This window comes from Chloroflexota bacterium (genome assembly GCA_009840625.1).
Taxonomy (GTDB): Bacteria; Chloroflexota; UBA11872; order UBA11872; family VXNJ01; genus VXNJ01.
This window is the reverse complement of the sequence record VXNJ01000001.1, coordinates 223,158-247,902: the sequence shown is the minus strand read 5'-3', so window position 1 is coordinate 247,902 and position 24,745 is coordinate 223,158. Positions and strand designations below refer to the sequence as shown.

General features: G+C 65.3%; 20 protein-coding genes. 11 read left to right on the top strand and 9 right to left on the bottom strand.

Annotated elements, in window-relative coordinates; translation table 11 throughout:
• Positions 1-64 precede the first annotated feature (64 nt).
• Positions 65-2,449, top strand: coding sequence for a type I DNA topoisomerase (topA, locus tag F4X41_01025; GenBank protein ID MYB15610.1), 2,385 nt, complete (start codon positions 65-67; stop codon positions 2,447-2,449).
• Here the strand turns inward: topA and F4X41_01020 are convergent.
• Entirely contained in the window at positions 2,446-4,503 is a 2,058-nt protein-coding gene (locus F4X41_01020) for an ATP-dependent DNA helicase (protein MYB15609.1), read from the bottom strand. The genes topA and F4X41_01020 overlap by 4 nt on opposite strands.
• On the bottom strand, positions 4,500-7,061 hold the full coding sequence (locus F4X41_01015; GenBank protein ID MYB15608.1) for a beta-glucosidase: 2,562 nt from the start codon (positions 7,059-7,061) through the stop codon (positions 4,500-4,502). Before F4X41_01015 ends, F4X41_01020 begins: the two co-directional genes overlap by 4 nt.
• A 72-nt stretch (positions 7,062-7,133) precedes the next feature.
• On the opposite strand from F4X41_01015, the gene F4X41_01010 reads away from it, so the two are divergent.
• On the top strand, positions 7,134-7,358 hold the full coding sequence (locus F4X41_01010) for a hypothetical protein (protein ID MYB15607.1): 225 nt from the start codon (positions 7,134-7,136) through the stop codon (positions 7,356-7,358).
• 29 nt (positions 7,359-7,387) lie between these two features.
• Positions 7,388-8,269, top strand: coding sequence for a hypothetical protein (locus tag F4X41_01005; GenBank protein ID MYB15606.1), 882 nt, complete (start codon positions 7,388-7,390; stop codon positions 8,267-8,269).
• 7 nt (positions 8,270-8,276) lie between these two features.
• Here F4X41_01005 and F4X41_01000 read toward each other — a convergent pair whose 3' ends face one another.
• The 5 genes from F4X41_01000 to F4X41_00980 are packed head-to-tail and all read right to left on the bottom strand — an operon-like array spanning position 8,277 to position 14,047.
• Positions 8,277-9,140, bottom strand: a complete 864-nt coding sequence (locus F4X41_01000; GenBank protein MYB15605.1) for an ABC transporter ATP-binding protein — start codon at positions 9,138-9,140, stop codon at positions 8,277-8,279.
• Positions 9,110-10,084: an ABC transporter ATP-binding protein gene (locus F4X41_00995; GenBank protein ID MYB15604.1), complete on the bottom strand. Its 975-nt coding sequence runs from the start codon at positions 10,082-10,084 to the stop codon at positions 9,110-9,112. Before F4X41_00995 ends, F4X41_01000 begins: the two co-directional genes overlap by 31 nt.
• Positions 10,081-11,028, bottom strand: coding sequence for an ABC transporter permease (locus F4X41_00990; protein ID MYB15603.1), 948 nt, complete (start codon positions 11,026-11,028; stop codon positions 10,081-10,083). Before F4X41_00990 ends, F4X41_00995 begins: the two co-directional genes overlap by 4 nt.
• Positions 11,029-12,177: an ABC transporter permease gene (locus F4X41_00985; GenBank protein ID MYB15602.1), complete on the bottom strand. Its 1,149-nt coding sequence runs from the start codon at positions 12,175-12,177 to the stop codon at positions 11,029-11,031.
• Positions 12,178-12,226: 49 nt separating this feature from the next.
• The gene (locus F4X41_00980) at positions 12,227-14,047 is read right to left on the bottom strand and encodes an ABC transporter substrate-binding protein (GenBank protein MYB15601.1); all 1,821 of its coding nucleotides are present in this window, start codon (positions 14,045-14,047) and stop codon (positions 12,227-12,229) included.
• Between the two features lie 1,085 nt (positions 14,048-15,132).
• Between F4X41_00980 and F4X41_00975 the strand changes: the two genes are divergently transcribed.
• Complete coding sequence (locus F4X41_00975; GenBank protein MYB15600.1) at positions 15,133-15,870, top strand: sugar ABC transporter permease; 738 nt, start codon at positions 15,133-15,135, stop codon at positions 15,868-15,870.
• On the top strand, positions 15,870-16,046 hold the full coding sequence (locus F4X41_00970; GenBank protein MYB15599.1) for a sugar ABC transporter permease: 177 nt from the start codon (positions 15,870-15,872) through the stop codon (positions 16,044-16,046). Before F4X41_00975 ends, F4X41_00970 begins: the two co-directional genes overlap by 1 nt.
• A 221-nt stretch (positions 16,047-16,267) precedes the next feature.
• Here F4X41_00970 and F4X41_00965 read toward each other — a convergent pair whose 3' ends face one another.
• Positions 16,268-17,491, bottom strand: a complete 1,224-nt coding sequence (locus F4X41_00965) for an aminopeptidase P family protein (GenBank protein ID MYB15598.1) — start codon at positions 17,489-17,491, stop codon at positions 16,268-16,270.
• Between the two features lie 80 nt (positions 17,492-17,571).
• On the opposite strand from F4X41_00965, the gene F4X41_00960 reads away from it, so the two are divergent.
• Entirely contained in the window at positions 17,572-18,522 is a 951-nt protein-coding gene (locus tag F4X41_00960) for a sugar ABC transporter permease (GenBank protein MYB15597.1), read from the top strand.
• A gap of 133 nt (positions 18,523-18,655) precedes the next feature.
• Here the strand turns inward: F4X41_00960 and F4X41_00955 are convergent, their stop codons facing one another.
• On the bottom strand, positions 18,656-19,135 hold the full coding sequence (locus tag F4X41_00955) for an SRPBCC family protein (GenBank protein ID MYB15596.1): 480 nt from the start codon (positions 19,133-19,135) through the stop codon (positions 18,656-18,658).
• A gap of 160 nt (positions 19,136-19,295) precedes the next feature.
• Between F4X41_00955 and F4X41_00950 the strand changes: the two genes are divergently transcribed.
• The 5 genes from F4X41_00950 (at position 19,296) to F4X41_00930 (ending at position 24,678) form a co-directional block, all read left to right on the top strand.
• On the top strand, positions 19,296-20,231 hold the full coding sequence (locus tag F4X41_00950; GenBank protein MYB15595.1) for a sugar ABC transporter permease: 936 nt from the start codon (positions 19,296-19,298) through the stop codon (positions 20,229-20,231).
• A 120-nt stretch (positions 20,232-20,351) separates the two neighbouring features.
• A complete protein-coding gene (locus F4X41_00945; protein ID MYB15594.1) occupies positions 20,352-22,076 on the top strand; it encodes a hypothetical protein in 1,725 nt (574 codons plus the stop codon).
• A gap of 122 nt (positions 22,077-22,198) precedes the next feature.
• A complete protein-coding gene (locus tag F4X41_00940) occupies positions 22,199-22,921 on the top strand; it encodes a 4'-phosphopantetheinyl transferase superfamily protein (GenBank protein MYB15593.1) in 723 nt (240 codons plus the stop codon).
• Positions 22,922-22,939: 18 nt separating this feature from the next.
• A complete protein-coding gene (gene panB, locus F4X41_00935) occupies positions 22,940-23,845 on the top strand; it encodes a 3-methyl-2-oxobutanoate hydroxymethyltransferase (GenBank protein ID MYB15592.1) in 906 nt (301 codons plus the stop codon).
• A complete protein-coding gene (locus tag F4X41_00930) occupies positions 23,845-24,678 on the top strand; it encodes a pantoate--beta-alanine ligase (protein MYB15591.1) in 834 nt (277 codons plus the stop codon). The genes panB and F4X41_00930 overlap by 1 nt, the downstream gene beginning before the upstream one ends.
• Positions 24,679-24,745: the final 67 nt, after the last annotated feature.

The following is a 24,745-nucleotide window of genomic DNA, read 5'->3' as shown; positions in this document are numbered from 1 at the left end:
CTTACCCGCGCCGGCGGCGGCCGAATCTGGGCCGCAATCGAAACCTCCCTGAACCAAAAAGACCATGGCCCAACGCCGCAAATCCCCCGCCAAGCGCCGTTCCCGACCGGCGCCGAATCTCGTGATCGTCGAATCCGGGACCAAGGCGCAGACCATCAAGCGCTATCTCGGGCGGGACTATGACGTGCTGGCTTCGGTGGGGCACGTCCGCGACCTGCCCAAGGGCAACCTGGGCGTGGACATCGAGAACGAATTCGCGCCGACCTACGTTGTCCCGCGCGACAAGCAGAAGACCGTGACCCAGATCCGCAAGGCGGCTGCGGCCTCGGACTCGGTGCTCCTGGCCACCGACCCCGACCGCGAGGGCGAGGCCATTGCCTGGCACCTAATGGCGGCGGCCGACCTGGACGAGAAAAAGACCAGCCGGGTGCGGTTTCATGAAATCACCGAATCGGCGGTACGCGATGCGCTGAACTCCCCGGAGCCGGTCGATGACCGTTTGGTCGAGGCGCAGCAGGCGCGCCGCGTTTTGGACCGGCTGGTGGGATTCAAGATCTCGCCCATCCTGCGACGCCGGATTCCGGGCGGATCCTCGGCCGGCCGGGTCCAGAGCGTGGCGTTGCGCATCGTCGTCGACCGCGAGCGCCAGCGACGCGAGTTCGTGCTCGAGGAGTGGTGGACCGTAGACGGCCGGTTCGGCGATCCCGGAACCGGTGTTGCCGCGTTCTCCGCCCGGTTGTATCGGGAGGGCAAGGAACTCAGGCTCGATGCCGCCTCCGCCGAGGCCCTGCTCGATCCGTTGGGGCAGGCCGAATACCAAGTGACCGACCGGCAACAGAGCGACCGGCGCCTGCGCCCGCAGGCACCCTTTACGACCGCCAGCCTGCAGCGAGCGGCCTCCAACCGCCTGGGGCTCTCGCCCTCGCAGACGATGCGCATCGCCCAGCGCCTGTACGAAGGCGTTAGGGTCCCGGGTCGCGGCCAGATCGGCCTGATCACCTATATGCGAACCGATTCGGTCAGCGTGTCCGGCCAGGCCCTTGACGCCGTCCGCGGATATGTCCGGACCGAACTCGGCGAGGATTTTCTGCCCGCGCGGCCCAATTCATACAAGACCCGGACCCGCAACGCGCAGGAGGCCCACGAGGCGATCCGGCCCACCGAGGTCGCCCTTTCGGCGGCGGTGCTCGGCGAGGCCCTGGATTCGGACCAGCGCAAGCTCTACGATCTGATCTGGCGTCAGTTCGTCGCCAGTCAGATGGTGCCCGGGACCGCGCGGCGCCTGGCGCTCGACGTGGCCGCGGGAACCGATTCAGAGCACGTATTCAGGGTCACCGCCTCGCGGGTCATCGAACCGGGCTGCCTTCAGGTGGCAAGTTACGGTCCGCGAATCAGCGCCGAGGAATCGGACCGCTTCGACTACCTGAGCGGACGCGCCGTGGGCGACCCGATCGAATTGCTCGAGATCGAATCGCAAAAGCACGCTTCCGAGCCGCCGCCGCGCTATACCGAGGCCGGCCTGATCAAGGTGCTCGAAGACGAAGGCATAGGGCGCCCCAGCACCTATGCGGCGATCATCCGGACGCTCAAGGACCGCCAGTACGTGTCAAGCCAGCGCCGAGTCCTGGAACCCACCCAGGTAGGCGAATTCGTAACCGATGCAATGGCCGAGTTCTTCGCCGACATAGTCGACGTGGCGTTCACCGCGCGGATGGAAACCGAGCTCGACCGCGTGGCGAGCGGCGAGCTGGGCTGGGTCGATGCCACCGGCGTGTTCTGGGAACGCCTGGACCGGGACCTTACAAATGCCTGGGAGAACCTGAAGAAGCCGGTCGCCGACGAATTGCTGGAGGAGGAATGCCCCCGTTGTTCGCGTCAGTTGGTCAAACGGCTGGGCCGGAACGGCATTTTCGTGGGCTGTTCGGGATTCCCCGAGTGCCGGTTCACCCGCGACCTGCAGGACTCCGGCAACGGCGAGGAACCGACCGCGGTCGGCGAACCCTGCCCGGACTGCGGTTCGGACCTGGTCTACAAACAGGGCCGGTTCGGCCGGTTCATCGGTTGCGAGTCCTACCCCGACTGCCGCTACACGCGCCAGATCACCGAGCCGACCGGAGTGCAGTGCCCGGATTGCGGCGAGGGACAGCTGGTAGTGAAAAAGACCCGCCGCGGCCGGACCTTCTACGGCTGCGAGCGCTACCCGGCCTGCGAGTATTCGACCTGGCAGGACCCGCGCCAGAAGCCGGCCCAGAGCGCCCCTCCCAAAACTGCCAAAAAATCCGCGAAAAGCGAGCCGGGCGGTGCCATCGTGGGCGAATGCCCGCGTTGCGGCAAGGAGCTGGGCGTCAAGCGCGGACGCTATGGCGAATTTGTGGGCTGCAGCGGGTTCCCGGGGTGCCGCTTCACCGGCAAGATCGCCGATTACGTCGCCGCTGAATCGTCCGGTTAGGACTGACCGCGCGTTCCGGCCAGGTGCGCCCGCACCTTGCTGATTTCGCGGGTCACCGGGACCGCCGGCAGGGCGTCCAGCAGGAATCGGCCGTAGCGCCGGGTTAGGATCCGGTCCTCGAGCAGGGCCAGGACGCCGCGGTCCCGGCGGCTGCGGATGAGTCGCCCGAATCCCTGCTTCAGATCCATCGCCGCCAGCGGCAGCGAAAGAGCAATGAAAGATGAACGGCCTTCGGCGTCTATTGCCCGGCACCGCGCCGCAAAAACCGGTTCTGCGGGCGAAGGGAACGGCAGGCGGTCGACTATCACCATCGAAAGCGCGCGTCCCGGAATGTCCACGCCCTGCCAGAAGCTCTTGGTGGCAAATAGGACCGCGTTCCGCTCTCGGCGAAACCGGCTGATCAAAGCGGCCGGCGAGGCCCGGCCCTGCAACAGGAACGTGCGCCCGGCGGCCCGTTCGGCGACCAGTTCGTGGTACTGGAGCATGCGCCGGCGGCTGGTGCAGAGCACGAAAACTCCGCCGTCGCTGGCGGAAATCAAATCGACGATCTGGTCCACCACCGGCGCCAGCGCGCCGCGTTCATCCCCGACTGCCGGCGGCGGAAGATCCCGGGGAACGTAGAGCAGTGCCTGGCGCTCGTGATCGAACGGGCTCTCCAGCGCCAGTTCGTCGGCCTCGCCGATCCCCAGCCGCTCGCGGGTGAACCCGAATCCCTGAGCGGTGGCCAGGGTCGCCGAGGTAAGCGTTACCGCGGTCGCCGGCCTGGTCGGGCCGAACATCTGGGCTTCAAGAATCGGTCCAACCGAAAGCGGCGTGGACAGCAGCGCGTAGCGGCCCTGGCGGTCGGGCTGCAGGTGCAAGACCCATTCGGGATCGGGGTCGTCGAGCAGGCGATGCAAAGCCTCGTGCTGGGCCAAAAGGTTGGAGGCCACCGGAATTAGCGGATCGAATTGGGAGTTTTCGGTTTCGATCCGTTCCTCGAGCGACCGTTTCATTGCATCAATCGTGCTGATCAGGCCGGCCGCTGCTTCGGAGATGAAGCCGACGAAACCCTCGTGGGCGGCCGCGTCGATGACGACCTGGCGCCGGTAGGGACCGTCGTCGGCCCCGCCGGCCACGTCCCGGACGTATCGTTCAAGCCGATTAAAGAAAGGTTCGGCCGCGTTGTCCAAGCCCCCTCCGACCGGGATTCGGGTACCGGACAGTTGGCTGGCGGTTCGCAGGTTGCGGGCGATTCGGCGCCAGCGCGAGCGCGAGACCTCGATCGAAAACGCGCTTGAGGCGAACCCCTCCAACTGATGGGCTTCGTCGATGACCGCCAGGTCGTGCGGCGGCAGCAACGGCTCGGCGCCGGGCTGGGGCGAGATGCCGGCCAGGTACAGCGCCTGGTTGGTCACAATCACGTCGGCCTCGGCGGCCTCGCGGCGCACCTTGGTCACGTGGCATTCCGAATAGAGTTCGCAGCGTTGCCCGTGGCACATGTCACCCGATCCGTCGATCGATGAGAGCAACGGATCATCGGGACCTACGCCAGTGAGTTCGGCGAAGTCCCCGGTCGCGGTCTCTTCTGACCATTCCCCGATCTGCCGCAGAACCCGGGAATTCGGCCGGCCGGTACCCATCTCAAGTTCCAGCTGGCCGGTGCGGAGCTGGGCGAATTTGAATTTGCACAGGTAATTGCTGGCGCCCTTCAGGTTCACGACCGCGAGGGCGGGCAGACCCAGGGCGGCCGTTATCTGCGGCAGGTCCTTGCCCACCAACTGGTCTTGGAGGGCGCGGGTGCCGGTCGCAATCACCATGCGCTTTCGGGCCATGAGCCCGGGGGCGATGTAGGCGAAAGTCTTGCCGGTTCCGGTGCCGGCCTCCACCAGCAGAACCTGCTCTCCGGCGATCGCGTCGGCGACGGCTTCGGCCATCCGGGCCTGACCGGGGCGCGGCTCGAACGTCCCGCCCAGGGTCCGGGCGATCGCTCCGCCCGGCGCAAAGAGGGCGCCTACCCCCGAATGCCGGTCCGGGCCGGACGGAATCCTCCCGCCGCTGGCCGCGTCGGTCACTTGGCCGATATGTTCACGGACAGCTGGTGGTCGTACCGGCCGACCGCGGAACCGATGTGTATCAAATGCTTTCCGCCGTGCAGCTGCCAAGCATTCGCCGCCGGGTCCCAGTAGGAGAACGAGCGATCGTCAAATCCCAGGATCGCGGTGCCAGTCTCTCCCGGTTCGAGGTCGACCCGGTCGAACGCGCGCAATTCGCGGCGCGGCCTAAACAGCGGCCCGGCCGGGGGTTCGACGTAAGCCTGCACCACCGCGGAGCCGGCCCGCGCCCCGGTGTTGGTGACCTTGACCGCCAGCTTGAGGTCGCCGCCGCGGCCGCGCTGGGTGATCTGCGGCTCGGCCAGCGCGAAGCTGGTGTAGGAAAGACCGTGACCGAAGCGGTAGCGAACCGGCAGGTCGCGGGTGTCATAGTGCCGGTAGCCCATCAATAGGCCCTCGCCGTAGCGAACCTGGCCGGCTTCGCCCGGAAAGTTTCCGTAGGCGGGCGAATGTTCCAGGCGCCGGGGGATGCTGGTCGGCAGGCGGCCGCCGGGCTCGGCGGCCCCGGTCATCACGTCGGCCAGGGCGTTGGCGAGCTCCTGGCCGCCGAACCAGCACTGCAATACCGCTGCCGCGTCGTCGTCCCAGCCCATGTCCACCGGCGATGCGGCATTGACGACCACGACCGTGTTCGGGTTGGCCCGGCAGACTGCGCGGACCAGCTCGTCCTGCCGGTCGGGCAGGGCCATGTCGGGGCGGTCGCGGCCCTCGGTCTCGTAGTCCTCGTTGGTCCCGACCACCACCACGGCCACGTCGCTCCGGCGCGCCAGGGAAACTGCTTCGGAAAGCATGTTTGCGGGCTGCGGCGGCAGGAACCCGACCCGGGCCGCCTGGAGCAGGCCGCCGGCGCCGGCTTCGCCCTCCATCTCGATCCGCAGCGAATGCTTGCCCGGGGCCAGGTCTACCGCCACTCGCTTTTCTGCGCTGCCGAATCCCATGTAGGAATCGCCTGGCGGCAGCGGGTCGGCGACGCCGTCGACCAGGACTTCGTCGTTGATCAGCAGGCGGGCCCCGCCGGCCTGGGCCAGCGAGAACTGGTAATTGCCGTGTTCGAGCACATCGAAGGACCCGGTGGCCCGCACCGCGGAACCGCCCTCGCCGGATGCGGTCACGACGAAGAGTTCCGAATGCGCCGACGACTGGGTCCGGAGAACGCCGCCGCCTTCACCCAGGACCTCGATACGCAGTCCGGGCAGTCCGTTGGGCTGGCGCAGGTTGGGACCCTCCAGCAGCGGCAGGAACTTGCCCACAAAAGTTCCGGGCGCATATTCGACCGAGCCCTCAGGGCCCATCGATGCGCGCAAGGATTCCTGCAGATTCAACCGGTAGTGCGGGCGCAGCTGCGCCGATCCGCCCCCGTAGAGCTGCAGCCGCCCGGCGTTGTGCCCGATCAGGGCGACCTTGGCGTCGCCGCCGAGCGGAAGCAGCCCGGAGCGGTTTTTCAGCAGAACGATCGAGCGGGCGGCCGCCTCGCGCAGCAGGGCGCGGTGTTCGGGCAGGTCAACTTCTTTTTCGTCGTCGGAAGATTCGGAACCGAACGCGCCGACGCGATCGATCAGTTTCAGTACCCGATCTGCTTGGTCTTCAAGGTGCCGAACGGCGACGCGGCCATCGTCGACGGCTTCGGCCAGCGCCGCTCCGAACATGCGGGCCGGCCCGGGCATCTCAACATCCAATCCGGCGCGCGCTGATTCGACCGTGTCGACGAAGCCGAACCAGTCGGTCATCACGATCCCGTCGAAACCCCATTCGCCCCTCAACAAATCGGCCAGCAGCCAACTGTTGGCCGAACAGGCGGTCCCGTTGAGCTGGTTGTAGGCGGTCATCACGCCCCAGACTCCGGCCTCCTTCACGGCGGCCTCGAACGGGGGCAGGTAGATCTCGCGCAGGGTTCGTTCGTCGACTACTGAATTGATGGTCATGCGCTCGAATTCGGCATCGTTGGCCACGAAGTGCTTGATCACGCAGGCGATCCCCTGGTCCTGCACCCCGCTCACGTAGGCCACCGCCAGTCGCGCCGAGAGATGCGGGTCCTCGGAAAAGCACTCGAAATTGCGCCCGTAGAGCGGCGAACGGTGCAGGTTCACGGTCGGCGCCAGCAGGACCGTGCACGATTTGGTCTTGGCCTCCTGGCCCAGGGCGACTCCGACCCTCCGCACCAGCTCCGGGTCCCAGGTCGCGCCAAGCGCCGATCCGCAGGGAAAGCAGGCCGCGCTGCGACCGCTTCCGAAAATGCCGTTCCCGCGCGCCCCGTTGGGCCCATCGGTGACCTTCAAGGCCGGAATGCCAAGTCGATTTACGCCGTTCATGCCCCACATCGAGCCCCCGGCGGTGAGGGCGGCTTTTTCGGCGATCGAAAGCTCGTTGAAGAGGTCGGCAGCGCGTTCAGCTGTCACTTGATGTCCTTGGGAAATCCGGCGGTCATGAGCCCAGACTATTTTCGGGCGTAAGTCCTTGTCTGCCCTTGGCGAACCCCGGAGGGCCGGGCGCCCGATCCCCGGTATCATCGTTGCAGCCACGTTCAATCGCCGCGGAGCCGGGCTCACCCAGTGCGCCAGAAACTGTTGTTCCTCAACCTTCGCAATGGTGACTTGAACTCCGAAGTTGTTGCCTGGGCCCTCTACGACGGGTCGCTGGCCGAAGATCAAGTCCAGATGCAGGCCGGCAGCGAAAACGAACCGCCGTACGCCACCGGGATTGCGGCCCTGCGCGACGGCTGGCGGGTAATCCAGGCGGGCCCGGTGCCCGAACGCACTGCCGGTCGACCGCTTGGCGGTCTTTCCAATGAATACATGCTTGAAAAACTAGTTGACTGACCCGGTGAGCTTATGCAAGGAGCAAGCTAATGGCAATAGCTGAATCTGACCGCAAGCTGGCGCCGGTCGAGAAAAGACACCTTCTGAACGTCGAACAGATGGCCCGCTTCGTGGTCGACGGATACCTCGAATTCGACGACCTGATCCCGGCGGATTTGAATGAGCGCGCCTTGGAGGACGAGCTGACCGCGGTTGACGATTCGGGACGCAAGGCCGAATTCGCCTGGCACATCACCGATAACAAGGACGGTTTTTTCAACTATTCGGACGCCATTCGGCAAATCCACGAACTGCCGGCGGTGCGGGGCGTCCTGCAGAGCCTGCTGGGCCCCGGATATGCCCAGAACCACTCGGCCCTGCACGTTACCTATCCGTATCAGGAGGAAGCCCAGCTCTGGCACGTCGACTCGGGCGGCAGGCGCCAGGTCCGCCTGCCCGGCGCGCACCCCTACTCTTTCGACATCCTCACCGCCTACTTTGCCCACGATGTCCCCTACGAGATGGGCCCCACCCTCGTGTTGCCGGGATCGCACCTGCGGTCGATGATGGGTCCCGACACCGGCCGCTACAAGAACATCAAAGGCCAGAAACGCCTGGCCGGCAAGGGCGGGCGGATTTGCTTCCTGCACGAAGCGCTATGGCACTGCGCCCAGACCAACGAGACCGAGCAGCACCGCTTCATGTTCAAGATCCGCTACAACCCAAGGACCGAGCAGCGGGCGACGTTCAACACCGACGGCTGGGATAACCCCGAGATTCGCCGCTATTTCCTGACCAACAAGGACACCCATGTCCTGACCGGCGAGAGCGCATGGGTCGTAGGCGAGCGCGCCCGGTGGTGGCGGTACCTTTGCGGCGCCGGAGAACTGGCCGACCCCAGCGGCACCGGGGCGCACGGGGACTACAACTAGGCCGGCTTCAGTCCGGTTGGGGACGGTCCGGGGCGGCGCCGGCGGCCTCCAGCAGCGCTCTTGAGTACTCGTGGTCGGGCTCTGCCAACAGCTTCTCCACGCTGCCCTGCTCGACGATGCGGCCGTTCTGCATGACCGCGATCTCGTCGCACAGGTAACGGGCGACCGCCAGGTCGTGGGTAATCAGCAGGAAGCTGACCCCCAGCTCGTGCCGCAACCGGTCGAGCAACGCGATCACGCCGGCCCGCACCGAGACGTCCAGCATCGAGGTGGGTTCGTCGGCCACCACCAGGTCCGGTTCGATGATCAGCGCGCGGGCAATGGCGACCCGCTGCCGCTGGCCGCCGGATAGCTCGTGGGGGTAGCGGAAGAGGTAGCGGTGCGGCGGGGCTATCCCGACTCTGGCCAGGAACTCCTCGGCGCTTGCCCGCCAATGCCGCGGCCCCCCGACCCGGTGCACCCGCAAGGGCTCGATGACGCTGTCGTACACGGTTCGCCGGGGGTTCAGCGACTCGTAGGGATCCTGGAAGATGATCTGGGCGCGGCGCCGGAATGATTTGAGCGCCCGACCGCGCAGGCCGGCCACGTCGAAACTCGCCCGACCTTCGTGGAAGATGATCTGCCCGTCGCTGGGGTCCTCCAGTCGAACCAGCATGCGACCGGTCGTCGTCTTGCCCGATCCGGAGCCGCCGACCAGCCCAAAACACTGTCCGCGCCCGATCTGGAAGCTGACGCCGTCGACTGCCCGCAACGCTTCGCCGCGCGCCCAGAAGCCGCCGCCTTGCTCGAAAGTCTTGCCCAGACCCTTGACGGTCACGATTGGGTCACCGGCCGGATCCTTCATGCGGGCTCCGGACATGGGTCGAAGCACAGGGCCCAGTGATCCGCCGAGCGTTCGATTCGGGGCGCCTGCGCGGTGCGGCACTCCGGCAGGGCCTGCCGGCAGCGGGGATGAAAACGGCAGCTCGGCGGAGGCTCGAGCAGGTCGGGCGGCTCGCCGCCGATGACCGCCAGATCGCGGCGCGGCCCCTGGAGCCTGGGCACCGCATCGAGCAGGGCGCGCGTGTAGCGGTGGATGGGCGCGGAAAGCACCCGGTCGGTGGGACCCGATTCGATCAGCTGGCCGGCGTACATGACCGCCACGTGATCGCAGACCTGGGCGATCGCCGCCAGGTCGTGCGAGACCAGGATCATCGCCCTTTGCGACCGGCGGTGGATCCGGGCCAGGCGCCGCAGGATCTGCCGCTGCACGATCACGTCCAGGGCGGTGGTCGGCTCGTCGGCCACCAGCACGTCGGGATCGCAGCAGAGCGCCATCGCGATCACCGCGCGCTGGCGCATGCCGCCGCTGTACTCGTGCGGATAGGACCACATGACGGCGGGATCCAGGCCGACGAGCTCGTAGAGCTCTTCGAGCCTTTCCTGCATCCTCTCGCGCGGCAGCGAGCGGTGCGCGCGGATGGCCTCGATGATCTGATCGCCGACCCGGTAAACCGGATTCAGCGAGTTCATCGCCGCCTGGAAGACCATCGCCACCCGGTTCCCGCGCAACTCGCGCAGCTGGGCCGGTGAAAAACCCAGGATGTCCTCCCCGCCGAGCAGGACCCTCCCCGAGCGGACGCGGGCGTTCTCCGGCAGAAGGCGCAGCAGGCAGTTGGCCACGGTCGTCTTGCCGCAGCCGGATTCGCCCACCAGTCCGAGCGCCTGGCCCGGCCGCAGTTCGAATGAAACCTGGTCTACGGCGGCCACCGGTCCGTCGCCGGTCAGGTATTCCAGGGTCAGGTCCTGAACCCTGAGCAGCGGTTCTGGACTCATCGCCGGCGGAGCCTGGGGTTAACGACCTCGTCGAGGGCTCGTCCCACCAGGTAGAAGGAGGAGCAAAGGAGAGTGATCGAGAGACTGGCCGGCAGGATCAGCCACCAGTAGCTGCCGACGTCGAGCAGGTACCCGGCCGATTCGGTGGTGTGGATCATCAGCCCCCAGGACATGCGCACGTCGAGCAGGCCCAGGAAAGAGAGGACCGCCTCGGAAAAAATGGCGGCGGTGACGGTGAACATCATGTAGAGGAACGCCAGCGGCAATAGGTTGGGGACGATGTGCGTGAAAACGACGTGCCAGGGCCCGCCGCCGGCCGCGCGGGCGGCTTCGATGTAGGGTTTGACCACCACCGTCAAGGCCTGGGACTTGAGCAGCACTGCGGTGCCGCCGAATCCGGACAACACCCCGATTACCAGGGCCAGTTCGAACTGCTGGACACCGATCAGGGCCGAAAGAACGATCAGCACGCTGATTCCCGGGACCATGATCATGGTGTCGGCCAAGCGCATCAGGACGGCGTCCACGACGCCGCCGAAGTAGGCCGCGACCGCCCCTACCGTGGTGCCGATGGTCACCGTGATGACCGCGGCTGACAGGCCGAGCACGAACTCGGTCCGCGCCGAGAACATCAGCTGCGAGAGGATGTCCCGGCCAAGCGGGTCGGTGCCGAGCGGGTGGGCGCGGCTGGGCGGGGCGGGCTGTAGGGTCTGATCGAACGCGTAGCCGACCACGGGATCGTAAACGGCCGGGTCCCAGAAGGTTGCCATGAGGAGCGGATGGGCGATCGCCATTAACGCGTACAGCGAAATGATGGCGAGTCCGGCGAGGCCGATCCGGGTGGCGGCGAACAGCCGCCAGTTGCGCCGCGTGGTCGCCCAGAACAAGCCGGCCCGGACCCGCCAGATCGGGACCCCTTCGCCGTAGTCGGCGTCGGCTCTCATCTACAGCCGGATCCTGGGATCGAGCAGGGCGTACAGGATGTCCACCGCCAGGTGGGCCAGCAGCACGAATACCCCGACGAACACGAAGGCCCCGACTGCCAGCGGCAGGTCCTCCTGCTGGGCGGCCGCGACCAGTGTCTGGCCCATGCCGGGCCAGGAAAACACCGTCTCGATGATCACGCCGCCGTCGATCGCGAACGCCAGCGAAAACACCAGACTGGTAACCACCGGCAGGATGGCGTTGCGGGCGACGTGGCGGTCGCGAACCACCGCTTCCGACAGCCCCTTGGCGCGCGCCGCCAGGACGTAGTCCTCGCGCATCGTCTCGAGCATGCTGTTGCGGGTGAGCAGCATAGTGCCGGCGAATGAAATCAGCGTCAGGGTCGCAACCGGCAGGACCATGTGCGAGATCACGTCGAGCGCCAGATGGGCGGTCCCGGCAAGGGCGAAGGCTCCAAGCGCGGCGGCGCTGGCCGCCGCGAGCACTCCTACCCCGATCAGGGTCGTGTGCGGCAGCCGGCGGCGGCGCGCGATTACGAGCGCGGCGAGCGCCAGGACCGAGACCAGCCCGGCGGCGATCAGCATTTGCCCGAAAAGGGTGTTGGCATCGACCTCGGCGCCGGACCAGACCCGCGGGTCCAGGAACTTGCCGAGCGGGAACCAGCCGAGTTTGTAGGCGAACGCCCAGATCATCATCAGGCCGAACCACGGGGTAAATACGGTATAGAGCGAGACGCCGCCGACGGTGGCTACGTACTCGAACCACTGCCCGCGGCGCCAGGCCACGACCTTGCCCAGCGCAAACCCCAGATAGAACGACGCGACCGTGGCCGTCGCGAAAAGCATTACCGTGCGCGGGAGTCGTTCGGCGATCACCTCGCCCACCCCGCGCGGATACAGCGAAAAGGAGGTTCCAAGGTCCCCGCGCACGAAGTTGCCCAGGTACGTCAGATACTGGCGCCACAGCGGCTGGTCGAGACCGAATCTCTCCTGGATCTGGGCGCGCGTCTCTGGCGGAATGTTCGGATCGAGGGCGAAGAAATTGCTCACGTCGCCGGGCTGGGCGTTGACCAGGAAGAAGACCAGGGTGACGAAAATGAAAAGCGTGAGCACGATCTGCAGGCCCCGCCGCAGCAGGTACCTGGTCATGGAACCGGCCTCAATGAGCGGTCGCAGTCAATCGTTTTGCAACGATGCGCTACTTGATCAGGGCTACCGTCTGCATCCCTTGGGCCTGTTCGATCCCGCCCAGCACCTTGGTGTAGGGGAACTCGACCTTGGCGGGGCGGTAAGCGTCCAGTTTGGGGGTTTCGAAGAGGGTCACGTAAGGCAGGCGGGTGGCGATCATGGCCTGCATGCGGTAGGCCAGGTCGCGTGCCTCGGCAAACGTTGTCGCCTGCAGGAACTGGTCGGCCAGGGCGTCGAATTCCGGGTCGGAGAATCCGCCCCAGTTGTTGCCGCCCTTCTGGTTCTCGGGGGCGTAGCGCGAGTGGAAGAAGGATTCCAGGTGGTTGGGGAATATGTTGAATGCCCAGCCCAGGATCCACATGTCCAATTCCTCGGCCACGTTATCTGAGAAAAGTTTGTCGACGATCACGTTGAATCCGGCCAGGTTGGCCCGGGCCGGGATCCCGACGTCGTTTAGCCAGCGCTCGATCCAGATCGCAAACGTCGAACGCAGCGGGTCGTAGCCTGCGCTGGGGGCCAGTATCTCCAGCTGCGGGACCGGCTCTCCGCCGGGCATTGTGAGCCCTTTCCCCTGCACGCTGACGAAATTGCCGTCCTCGCTGACCTCCGGCCGGACTTCGAATTCGAATCCGGCACCCTCGAGCAGCGCCACCGCCTGGTCGATCCGCTCGGCGCGGGTAAGGCCCTCGCCGATTCGTTCGATGTCCGGGTTGTGCCAGAAGGAATTCCCCTCCGCGACCATCCCGTACTGCGGAAAGGCGGTCGCCTGCAGGACCGTCTGGGTCACGAATTCCTTGTCGATCAGGATCGCGACAGCACGGCGAAATTCCAGCGAGTCGAACGGGGCCTTGCGCACGTTGAAACCCAGGTACCGGGTCCCGTTGTTCTCGTTGCTGACCAGCGTGAGGTCGTCGGCCGCTTCGACCCGGTTGCGGAAACCCTGCTCGAGTCCCAGGGGGTTGAAGACGTAGTCGACATCGCCGTTGGTCAGGGCCAGGATGGCGGTGTCCTGGTTTCCGTAAATGTTGAATGAGGCGTGCTCCGCGTGCGGTCCGACCACGTATTCAAGGTCGACCTCGCCATCGCCATCGCCCAGGACGGTTTCGTCGTAGCCGAGCACCGGATTCTGGGTGCGGATCGAACCATCTCCGAACTGGGTGATCTGGGCACCTTCGAACGCAAAGTTTGGAGCGGCCCCGTTCTGATAGAACGCACCCGGCTCCCACTGGCGGAAATCGAGACCGCCGGCCGAGGGTTCGCCATCCGGGACGTGCGCGAACAGTGCCTCCACCTGCGCGGCGTTGTCGCCCAGGGCCAAAGCTTCATCGACGACCGGTCGCCAGTAATGCTCGGCCATGATGGGCATGAACGCGAGACCGAATTGCCACACGCCAAGGCCCGGAGTCTGCGGATCGCCGTCTTCGTCGGTGGCTTTGAACCACACTTTCACGGTGTGCGGGTCGAGGGCTTCCACGCGCTCCACGAAATTCGGATCGACCGCCTGGGCCCAGTTTGAGCCGAGTCGCAGCGCCTGCACCGTCTCGACCGTGAACACGAAATCGTCGGCATCCAATGCCTCGCCGTCGCTCCAGAGTATTCCCTGGCGCAGGGGAACCTGGGTGGTCCAGAAATCCTGGCCGCCCGATTGCTCGATCGCCAGGTCGGTCGGGAAATCGGCGGCCGCCACCGGGACCCAGTCGAAGCGCTGGTCAGAGAGACCGTACAGGCTCAGGTTGTAGGCCCCGACGACGTAACCAGTCCAGACCGAACCCCCCGGACCGCCGTAGTAATTCCAGACGTTGCGAGTGATCGGTTCGGCAAAAACGGCCATCGAATAAGCCTCGGCCCGTCGGACGGGCTCCGGGCCGGGTGAAGAGGAAGCCGAAATCGGTGCGGGTGCTGGCGCCGGGACCGGGGTGGACGCAGTGTCAACCTCTTCGGACCGAAGGTCGCACCCCGTCAACAGAAATGCGGCAAGCAATGCGGATAAGGTCAGGGCCAGGCTGGGTCCGGGCCGTCTGAATGGACTTGGCACGTTGACGCCTTAAGTGCAATTTCTGGAGCGGGCTGGGATCGACTTGCTTGCTTCCCTCACCAATATAGATAGCTTCATGGAAATCGCCGGTGGCCACGTCGATAGGCGACCGCGGAGGGGATCCAGCGATCGGCGCACCATTGGGGGCGTCCGGGCGACCGTCGGGTGGCGCGGGGGATGGGCCGAAAGATGCGGGCAAGCGGGGGTGATTAGCCGACCGCCGCGCTCAGCTCCGCGCAGGCGAGATTCAACCGCCGGTTGCGGCGAACCCTTGGACACCACGATCACGATCGTGCTGCTGGTATTCCTGGAATGGCTCAAGGTCCTGAAGATAGGGTTCGGGGCAGCGCTCTAGTTCGTCCTGTCCGCGGTGATCGCGCTGATGGACATCATCAATTCGCGAATCCTGAGCTAGGACGTAGGGTATTGACCGAACGGCACATCCGTTACAGAATGCACGCCTCCGCAAGCGGCGGCGCATGGCCTTCCGAAGCTATGCGGCCAAGTTCCCGGTTCGGGCTCGGGCGGCTACAAGAAAGCGGATGCGCCGGGCGGGGAATCGTGCCTGATTTGTGAGCTAGAGCGACCCAATCGAACCCGCCGGACCAACTCCTCACCCGCGCTGGCCGCGGCGATTGACCAGGTGAAACGACCTGGCGCCGCGCGAGGTAGCTGAGCGCGCGCGATTGCGAATCTGCGGCGCTACGGCACCAAACCGCGGCGACACCACGGATATGGCGGCGAAGCCGGTACCCGTAGCTACAATGAGGCCATTCCGCGACTGAAAACGACGATGTCACCGGTCCGTGGTAGTGGGCCGGTGCAGCACATTCGTATCGAGGAGTCCTCAAACGGCGACTGAAGCTGGCACTGCGCCCCGGATGACGCTTCGCAGGCGGCTCGGACTGACTTACCGAGGCGGAGCGACGGCTTACCTGTTCGTTCTGCCGTCGATCCTGTTTATCACGGTGTTCGTCATCATCCCGATCTTCGGAATCCTCTACTACAGCTTCACCGACTACGACCTGCTCACCCCGCCGAAATGGGTTGGTCTGGAAAACTACCAAAAGGCGCCGGACGAGCCCCGGTTCTTCCCGGCTATACGCAACACGCTGTTCTTCGCGCTCGGCACGGTTCCGGCCGGGGTGGTCACCTCGCTGCTGTTGGCGGTGCTGATCAACCGCGCGATCCGCGGAATCTACTTCTTCCGGGCCATGTTCTACATGCCGGTCGTTTCCTCTTTCGTATCGGTTTCGCTGATTTTCCTCTGGCTGTACGAACCCCAAGTCGGGTTCGCCAACGAGACCCTGCGGGCGGTGGGCCTGCCGGGGTCCAAGTGGCTGCTGGGTCCGGAAACGGCCCTGATGGCCATCATCATCATGAGCATCTGGAAGAACATGGGCCTCAACATGGTTCTTTACCTGGCCGGCCTGCAGTCGATCCCGCCGCACCTGTACGAAGCGGCGGACATCGACGGAGCCGGCCGCGTGTCCAAGATGTTCAGGATCACGTTGCCCCTGCTGGCACCGACAACCTACTTTGTCGTCATTGTTTACTTCATTGGCGCATTGCAGGTATTCGTGCAGATGTACATCATGACTTGTAGGACGACTTTCTGATGGTTTGCGGCGGACCTTTAGACACCACCATCACGATCGTTCTGCTCGTTTTCTTGGAAGCGTTCTTGGCCCTGAAGATGGGATTCGGCGCCGCGCTATCCTTCATCCTGTTCGCGGTGATCGCGCTGATCACGATCATCAACTCGCGAATCCTGAGTTACGACATCGGATACTGACCGGCAGACCTCGCGGTTTCAGGCCGCGGGCCGGTCGCAGTCGGGGGCAATGGCCTTCGGATCCGAACCAGTCATCGCATGATCGGGCTCGCTGCATAAGCCCTTCGCATCCGCGAATGAAAACCCCTGGCGGGTCGCGAAACTCGGCTAAACGCGACTAGGCGCTGCGCCGGTTGGCGCGAAGCCGCCGCGCGATCGATCGCTGGCGGAACCAAGTCTGCCTAGTTTGCCGCAACGCGGCTGATCTGGTGCCCGATCCGAGTGAGCGGGCGAACGCCGTCGGGCTCGATCAGGCAGGTTATCTCGGAACAGAAATGACCTAGATCTGCGACCCTCGTTCCGGCTTCGAGGACTATCACCATCCCCGCCTCAAGCGGCGTCGGGTCGACCGGGGCCAGGTACGGCGTTTCGTGGATATCGATGCCGATTCCGTGACCAATGAAGGCCCCGGCCATTTCCAATCCCTCGGACTCCATCCGCGTCCGCCCCAGCTGAAATAGCTCAGCTCCGCTTGTCCCCGGTCGCAAGGCATCAAGCAGGGCCGCGTTCACCCTATCGAGCCCTTCATGGATTTCGAATGCCCGCAGCGGAGGGTCGCCGAACGCGTACACGTGAAACTTGTCGCCGGCGTAATCGCGGTGAATGCAACCGACGTCGACCGACACGACCGAATTGCGTGCGATGCGCCGATCGGTTGGCGGCAGCAGGGTCGGGCCGACCGGGCCGGCGTTCAGGTGCAAGATGTAGGGAACGGTGCGGGAATCGGCGACCGCGCGGCGAACATGGCCGGCCAGTTCGCGTTCACTCAACCCGGTGGCGAGATGCCGCGGGACTGCTGCGTGTCCGCGTTCGCTGCCCTCCACGGCCCCCTCGAGCCGGGCCAGTTCCGCCGGGGTCTTGACCATCCGGACGTAGATGAAGTCCTGCGTGGCGTCGACTAGTTCGGCGAGCGGCGAATGTGCGGCCAGGCGACTGGCGGTGCGGGCAGAAATATCGGCCAGGTCGACTCCGATTACCGCCTCCGCGAGCCCCCTGGCGGCGAGGGCGCGCGCCAACTCCTCGAAAGGCTCGGCTTCGGTGTTGGGGGAAACGTCCGGTCCGGGCAACTCCGAAGCCGGACCCACGAAGCGGCGGTCCTCGATCCAGCTGCCCTGGAAAGCCACGTCTTCGGCTTCGTCGGGACAGGTGACAAAAAACGGCGGAATGTCCGGGTCGGCCGGCAGGGCGGCGAAGCGGACCAGCGGCAGTCCGTTGTAGAGCGGCCCCGGGAAGTCGCGTCCGAAATGGGTGAAGAAGCCGGCGAGGTACCCGAAGTTCACGTACCCGCCGGCCAGGAGCAGATCGATGCCGCGTTCGGCCATCCGGGCGATGGCGCGTTCGTGGTTTAGCAGTTCGGGTACGGGCACGGCAACCGCCTTCCGCAACTCGGCCGGTTCAGAGGCCATTCTGCAATTGCCGCGACGCCGGCGCGGGATCGGGGTGGGCCCGACCGATAATGAGTTCTTGAACGAACCATAAGCGGTGGTTGCGGGGCAGGGTGGCTCAATTCAGCGCGGTTCGCGGCGACGGCGCGCGGCGCCGGCTGGGACTGACTTTCCGCGGCGGGCTGGTCGCGTACCTGTTCGTCCTCCCGTCCATCGTTTTCATTGTCGTGTTCATCATCCTGCCAATCCTGGCCGCCCTCTACTACAGCTTCACCACCTACGATCTGCTGACCGCCCCCAAACTGACCGGAATCGACAACTACCGGGCCCTCGGCAGCGAACCCAGATTCCCGCCCGCGGTCCGCAACACCCTGCTCTTCGCCCTGGGCACGGTGCCCACCGGGGTGCTGATTTCACTGCTCCTGGCGGTCTTGATCAACCGCTCCATCGTCGGAATCGTCTTTTTCCGGGCAATGTTCTACATGCCCGTCGTTTCCTCGTTCGCGGCGGTCTCGATCATATTTCTCTGGCTGTACGAACCACAGGTAGGGATCATCGGCAAGTTCATGCAGTCGCTGGGCATGGCGCCGATCAGGTGGGTCCGCGACCCGGATACGGCCCTGCTTTCGATCATCCTGATGAGTGTTTGGAAGAACCTGGGTTTGAACATGGTCCTTTATCTGGCCGGGCTGCAATCGATCCCGCCGCACCTTTACGAGGCCGCCGACATCGACGGGGCGGGTCGACTGCAAAAGCTCTTGCGCATCACGCTGCCACTGCTCGCCCCGACGACATATTTCGTGGTGATCGTCTACTTCATCGGCGCCCTGCAGATGTTCACGCAGGTGTTCTTTATGACCTGCGACTACGAGACCAACATCTGCGGGGGTCCGGTGGACTCGACGATCACGATCGTGATGCTTATCTACCTGGAGGCGTTCGCGGCGCTGAAGATGGGATTTGCGGCGGCGCTCTCGTTCGCCCTTTTCGCGGTCATCGGGATCGTCACCGCTGTCAACGCGCGACTGCTCTCATACGACATCGGGTACTGAGCGACGCGGCATCCGGCGGTGCGGGTCCGGACGCGAACGGCGGTCAACTTGCCCAGGCCGGGTCGAAGTGCTTAATCCGGGCCCCGGATCGGAATGCGGCAAACGTTTGCCGGGCAGATTTTGATTGATTCGCTCAGGGAGGGTTTGCCGGGCCGGCGCGGGCGTCACCGCGTACAAATATGCTGCGCAACGCGGCGGTGCGGTAGTCGAATATCTTCTCCAGGTCCCTGCGCACAAACAGCCGGTTGACCAGGCGCCCACCCGGCACCGTGTAGTCGACGCGGTCGATTACGAGAGTCCCGTCGGATTGGGACTCGAAACGGTGCTCGTGCGCCCATTCTTGGTAGGGGCCGCGGATCTGGATGTCAACGAACCTGCGCGGGGGATCCCAAATGACGATTTGGCTGCGCCAGCGAAGCGGGAAACCGCGCAGCCGCAAGCGGTAGTCGATTGATGCGCCGGCGTCCAATTGGATCGATTCTGGATCCAGGACTTCGAACCGCAGCCATGCCGGAGTGAGCTTTTCAAGGTTGCGCGGGTCGGCGAAGAACTCGAAGACCCTCTCCCGCGGCTGCGGCAGCCAGATTTCCCTGAGGATGCGGAATCTCGACACGATCGCCTGACCCGAACCGGTTGACCGGGTCGATTATCCGAACCGGATTGCGTGCTATGCCGCAACGCCCCGGGCGCGGATTGCCGAGGGATTTGTCGCCATTCCCGTAACATGAGCCGGGCGGTGTGGATATAGGGCAGATCTGGGTCAGGGGAAGTAGATGGCGGCAAATCCAGTCCCTTTGCGGGCGTTGCGCTCGCGGTTCGGGCTCACGTTCCGCGGCGGGTTCGCGGCCTACCTGTTCGTCCTGCCGTCGATCGTGTTCATTTCCCTATTTGTGATCGTTCCCATCCTGGGGGCGCTCGCCTACAGCTTCACCACCTACGATCTCCTGACCGCCCCCCGGTACGCCGGGTTCGAAAACTACCTCGATATCTCCAGCGAGCCGCGGTTCCCACCGGCCATCCGCAACACCGTGCTGTTTGCGATCGGCACCGTACCGGCGGGCGTGATCACTTCGCTCCTGCTGGCGGTTTTGATCAACCGCGGCATTCGCGGAATCTACTTTTTCCGGGCGATGTTCTACATGCCGGTCGTCTCGTCGATGGTGGCGGTGTCGGTAATCTTTCTCTGGATATACGAACCCCAGACCGGCATCATCAGCGAATTCATGCAGATGCTGGGACTGGTGCCGATCAAGTGGATGCGGGATCCGGATTTCGCCCTGCTGGCAATCATCCTGATGAGCATCTGGAAGAACATGGGCCTGAACATGGTCATCTATTTGGCCGGCCTGCAGTCAATCCCGCCGCACCTATACGAGGCGGCCGAGATCGACGGCGCCGGAAGGCTGTCGCAGATGTTCAAGGTGACGGTGCCGCTGCTGGCCCCGACCACGTATTTCGTGGTGATCATCTACTTCATCGGCGCCCTGCAGATGTTCACCCAGGTTTTCATCATGGCCTGCGACGACGGCACCCGGATCTGTGGGGGGCCGGTCGATTCGACGATCACGATCGTGATGCTGATTTACCTGGAAGCCTTCCTGGCGCTGAAAATGGGGTTCGCGGCCGCCCTATCGTTCACGCTGTTTGTCGTCATAGCGATCGTCACCTTCATCAACGCCAAGCTGCTCAGCTACGAAATCGGCTGGTAGCGCGGATCCGACCGGTGGCCGGGAACCGCGGACCGGGCCACGTGAAGCCCTTCATCGCACCCGGGCCACGCCCTACTGCGGCGGCCCGAATAGGCGGGAGCAGGGGTTGGGTCTGAGAGCATGAGCGCGCCGATGCGTTTCGCCCCCGGCGAGCGCTGCCCTCTTCCGACGGCCGCCGGCGTTGGAATCCAGGGGGCGATTTTCGCGCTGGCCCCCCTTGTTCTGGTGGTCGCCATCACCGCGCGGGCCGGCGGGCAGGATGACGCATATCTTTCCTGGGCGGTCTTTGCGGCGCTGATCATCGCCGGCGTCCTCACCGCCCTGCAGGCAGTCCGGTTCGGGAGGGTCGGCGCCGGACACGTGCTGATCATGGGCACGACTCCCAATTTCGTGGCGGTGTCCGTCCTTGCCCTTCAGGCCGGTGGACCGGCCCTGCTGGCTAGTCTGGTGGTCGTGTCATCGCTTTTCTACCTGGCCCTGGCCAATTGGCTGCCCGCCCTGAGGCGGGTCATCACCCCGATCGTTTCCGGGACCGCGCTCATGCTGATCGCGGTGGCGATCCTGCCAATTGCGATCGGCCAGATGCGGCAGGTCCAGGGCGACGCCCCGGAAGCGGCGGCCCCGGTCATTGCGCTGGTGACGCTGGTGGTAATCATCGCCATGGCGCTGCGGTCCGGCGGGGTTCTGCGCCTCTGGTCGCCGCTGATCGGCATCGCGTTCGGCTGCGCCGCCGCCGCCGCTTTCGGCGCCTACGACCTTGCGCCGCTGGCCGAGGCGGCCTGGTTCGGGATCCCTGCCGCCGGGCTGGCCGGCTTCGACCTATCGCCCGACGCCCAGTTCCTGGCCTTGCTGCCAGTGTTCGTGGTGATCACCCTTGTCGGGGCGGTAAAGAACATCGGCGACAGCATAGCCGCCCAGCAGGCGTCGCAGCGCGGCGTGCGGGCGACCGATTTCCGGTCCGTCCAGGGATCGCTCAACGTCAATGGCCTTGGGGTGCTTCTTTCCGGACTGGCCGGGACGCCGCCAACGACGGTTTATTCGGCAACCAGCGTGGCGTTGATGAATCTGACCGGGGTCGCGTCCCGGAACGTTGGTTACATGGTGGGTGTGTTCCTGGTTGCCCTGGCGTTTCTGCCCAAACTCACCTCCCTGCTGCTGGCCATTCCAAGCGCCGTGCTGGGGACCTACATACTCACCGCGACCGGACTGCTTTTCGCGGAAGGCCTGCGCACGATCAGCCGGGACGGCCTGGACTTTCCCAAGATGGTCGTTGTCGGCATATCGTTCGCGCTCGGCGCCGGAATCGAACAGCAAAGCGTTTTCGCCGATCTGATCGGTGGGACCTGGGGGCCGCTGCTGGACAATGGGATGCTGATCGGGTCGCTGACGGCGGTCGCCCTGACGCTTTTCCTGGATGCAACCAATCCGCGTCGGCCCTCGCGGCTCAAGACCGACCTTGGCCAGGCCGCGTTCGCCGAGATCGACGGGTTCGTTGGCGCCGCCGCGACCCGCGCCGGCTGGGACCAGGGTTCGGCCGACCGGCTGCGTTCGGCGGCCGAGGAAACCCTGCACAGCCTGATGCCAAATGAACAATCCGCTGGCGACGTACCGCGTCTCGTGCTCACCGTGCGTCCGGCCGGTGAGGTCATCGAACTCGAATTCGTGGCCGCGTTCGACGACGCCAATCTCGAGGACCGGCTGGCCCACCTCGAGGAGGAGGAGGACACGGATATGGCCGACAACCAGCTGTCGATGCGGCTGCTGGGCCACTACGCGGCGGCGGTTCAGCACCGCAAGTATTTCGGCCTGGATGTCGTTGCGGTACAGGTGAGGGCGCACGGATAAACCTCGCCAATGTCACGATTGCCGATCACGCAACCAATGCATAGGGTTCCGGGACGGACCATTCGCCCCGCCAGGCTCGCCCGGTGGCGGCCGGCTCCCGGGCGCTGGGAAATGGCGGCGACTTGACGCCCGGGCCGGCCAGCGCGTTCCGGCCGTGGTGGCGGCCGCATTTGCGGCAGGGCGATCTTGTCGTGTACCACGTCGACCTCACGCCAGCAAATGGTTCGGAGTCGGCGGCCCTGGCGTGGTTGGACGAGTCTGAAAACGAGCGCCGGCGCCGGTACCTGGGCGATCTGCCGAAGCGCCAGTTCGCCCTCTGCCGGGCCGCCCTGCGGATCCTGCTGGTGCGGCGCCTTGATTGTCCGAACCGCTCGCTGAGGTTCGAGGAGGGCCGGCGCGGCAAACCGTTCGCCCTGATTGGGGATGAGCGGTGCGGATTCAGCTTCAACGTGTCCCACAGCGGCGATCACGGGATGATCGCAATTGCCCCCGGCGGCAGGCTCGGTGTCGACGTCGAGGTGCGCCGCGAGCGCAAGGCGATCGATCAGCTGATTGAGATCCTGTTGACCGAGGCCGAGCGACGGCAAATGGAGCAAATGGATTCGGACCGCAGGATTTCGCGCTTCTATGATCTTTGGACCGCCAAGGAAGCGTTGGTGAAGGCAAACGGTCTGGGTCACGCCATCGACGTGTCCCGGCTCAATCTGGTCGATTCGGTTGGTCGATCCGGCGAAACGCGATGTTTCCATGACCGGGACGTGCTAGGCGGACGGTGGGAAATCTCAAACCTTGGCACCGCGGTTTTCGCGGCCTCCCTGGCCCGGGAGTTGCCACCCGCGCCCTGATCATCCCGAACCCATGGCATGGGGCGGTCCGGATCGGTCGCTAGACTGGGCTGGCTTGGTCGGCGATCAGTAAGGCGAAGCGCCATCACAAACAGGGTGCGGGTCACCAAGCTTGCGGCCATGAAACGCGCGCGGCAGCCGATAGCCTGCGTGACCGCGTACGATCATGCGACCGCACGGCTGGTGGACGAAGCTCAGATTCCGGTGATCCTGGTGGGCGACACGCTGGGCGAAGTCGTTCTCGGTTTGGATTCCACCATTCCGGTGACATTGGACGACATTGTCCACCACACCAAGGCGGTCGTTCGTGGCGCCCGCCGATCGCTGATCGTCGCCGACATGCCGTTCATGACTTACCAGACGGACACCGCCGACGCGCTGCGCAACGCATCGCGGCTGCTGCAGGAGGGCGGTGCGCAAGCGGTCAAGCTCGAAGGCGGCGAGGTCGTCGCCGACTCCATTCGACGCCTGACCGAATGCGGCATACCGGTGATGGCGCACATCGGGCTGCAACCGCAGTCGGTGCACCACTTGGGCGGCTATCGCGCCCGCGGGCGAACCGCGGATGAGGCGCGCCAGTTGCTGGCCGACGCGCTGGCGGTCCAAGCGGCCGGGGCGTTCGCGGTGGTCTTGGAGCTGATCCCCGGCGCAATCGCCGCCGCGATCACCAAGCGACTCGAAATTCCCACCATTGGCATCGGCGCCGGACCGGGCTGCGACGGCCAGATACAGGTCATCTCCGACATCCTCGGACTCGGACCGCGTTTGCCGCGCCACAGCAAGCAATACGCGTCGCTCAACGGCGAGATTGCCGGGGCCCTGGCCAGCTACGCCGCCGAAGTGGCCGGCGGCGGATTCCCGTCCTCCGAGCACACCCTGGCCGTAGACCCGCAAGTCCTGGACGCGATAGACGGCGCGGACTGATCGAAAAGCTAGATAGGGTTGCCGACCTGCGGGCGGCGCTGGCGCGTTCGCAGCGTCCGCTTGGCCTGGTCCCAACGATGGGCGCCTTGCACGCCGGGCACCTGGCGCTGGTCAAACGGGCGCGGGGAGAATGCGCCTGCGTGGTGGCGTCGATATTTGTCAATCCGACCCAATTCGGCCGCGGCGAAGATCTGGCCGACTACCCGCGCCCCTTAAGTCGCGATCTGGCCCTGCTTGAGGAGGAGCGCGTCGACATTGTGTTCGCGCCTTCGTCGGAGGAGATGTACCCGGACGGATTCGCGAGCACGATAAGCGTCGGGGGGCCGGCGCTGCCGCTGGAGGGCGCCGCCCGCCCCGGGCATTTCGACGGCGTGGCCACAATCGTTGCCAAGCTGCTCGGGCAGTCTTTGCCGGACCGGGTGTATCTCGGCCAGAAGGACGGCCAACAGGTCGCGGTGATTCGTCGCCTGTTGCGCGACCTTGATATTCCCACCGAGATCGCGGTTGAGCCGACGGTACGTGCAGGCGACGGCCTGGCGCTCAGCAGCCGCAATTCCTACCTGGCGCCCGTCCAGCGGGCGGCGGCAACGGTGCTCTACCGGGCCCTTTCGAGCGCGCGCGATCGATTCGGTGGAGAAAAAGCCGATCCCGGCGATGTGGAGGCGTTCTGCCGCGGAATCATTGAATCCGAGCCGCTGATCGATCGCATCGACTACGTCGCCGCGGTAGACCCGGACACGATCGAACCCTGGACCGGGCACGGCCCCTGCATGCTGGCGGCGGCAGTCCGGCTGGGGGATGTCCGCCTGATCGACAACGTCCTGTTCACCTGATCCGAATTCGGCAAGTCCCGGCCGGCGGCCGGCGGTCGCGAATAATGTCACTGGGTACCGGGAGCCG

Bases quoted from the DNA above. Each gene is read 5' to 3' on its own strand.
- F4X41_00950 (MYB15595.1), top strand. From the start codon at position 19,296: ATGGCGGCAAATCCAGTCCCTTTGCGGGCGTTGCGCTCGCGGTTCGGG.
- topA (MYB15610.1), top strand. From the start codon at position 65: ATGGCCCAACGCCGCAAATCCCCCGCCAAGCGCCGTTCCCGACCGGCG.
- F4X41_00965 (MYB15598.1), bottom strand. From the start codon at position 17,491: ATGGCCTCTGAACCGGCCGAGTTGCGGAAGGCGGTTGCCGTGCCCGTA.
- panB (MYB15592.1), top strand. From the start codon at position 22,940: ATGGGGCGGTCCGGATCGGTCGCTAGACTGGGCTGGCTTGGTCGGCGA.
- F4X41_00990 (MYB15603.1), bottom strand. From the start codon at position 11,028: ATGAGAGCCGACGCCGACTACGGCGAAGGGGTCCCGATCTGGCGGGTC.
- F4X41_00945 (MYB15594.1), top strand. From the start codon at position 20,352: ATGAGCGCGCCGATGCGTTTCGCCCCCGGCGAGCGCTGCCCTCTTCCG.
- F4X41_00970 (MYB15599.1), top strand. From the start codon at position 15,870: ATGGTTTGCGGCGGACCTTTAGACACCACCATCACGATCGTTCTGCTC.
- F4X41_00995 (MYB15604.1), bottom strand. From the start codon at position 10,084: ATGAGTCCAGAACCGCTGCTCAGGGTTCAGGACCTGACCCTGGAATAC.
- F4X41_01005 (MYB15606.1), top strand. From the start codon at position 7,388: ATGGCAATAGCTGAATCTGACCGCAAGCTGGCGCCGGTCGAGAAAAGA.
- F4X41_00980 (MYB15601.1), bottom strand. From the start codon at position 14,047: ATGGCCGTTTTTGCCGAACCGATCACTCGCAACGTCTGGAATTACTAC.
- F4X41_00985 (MYB15602.1), bottom strand. From the start codon at position 12,177: ATGACCAGGTACCTGCTGCGGCGGGGCCTGCAGATCGTGCTCACGCTT.
- F4X41_00975 (MYB15600.1), top strand. From the start codon at position 15,133: ATGACGCTTCGCAGGCGGCTCGGACTGACTTACCGAGGCGGAGCGACG.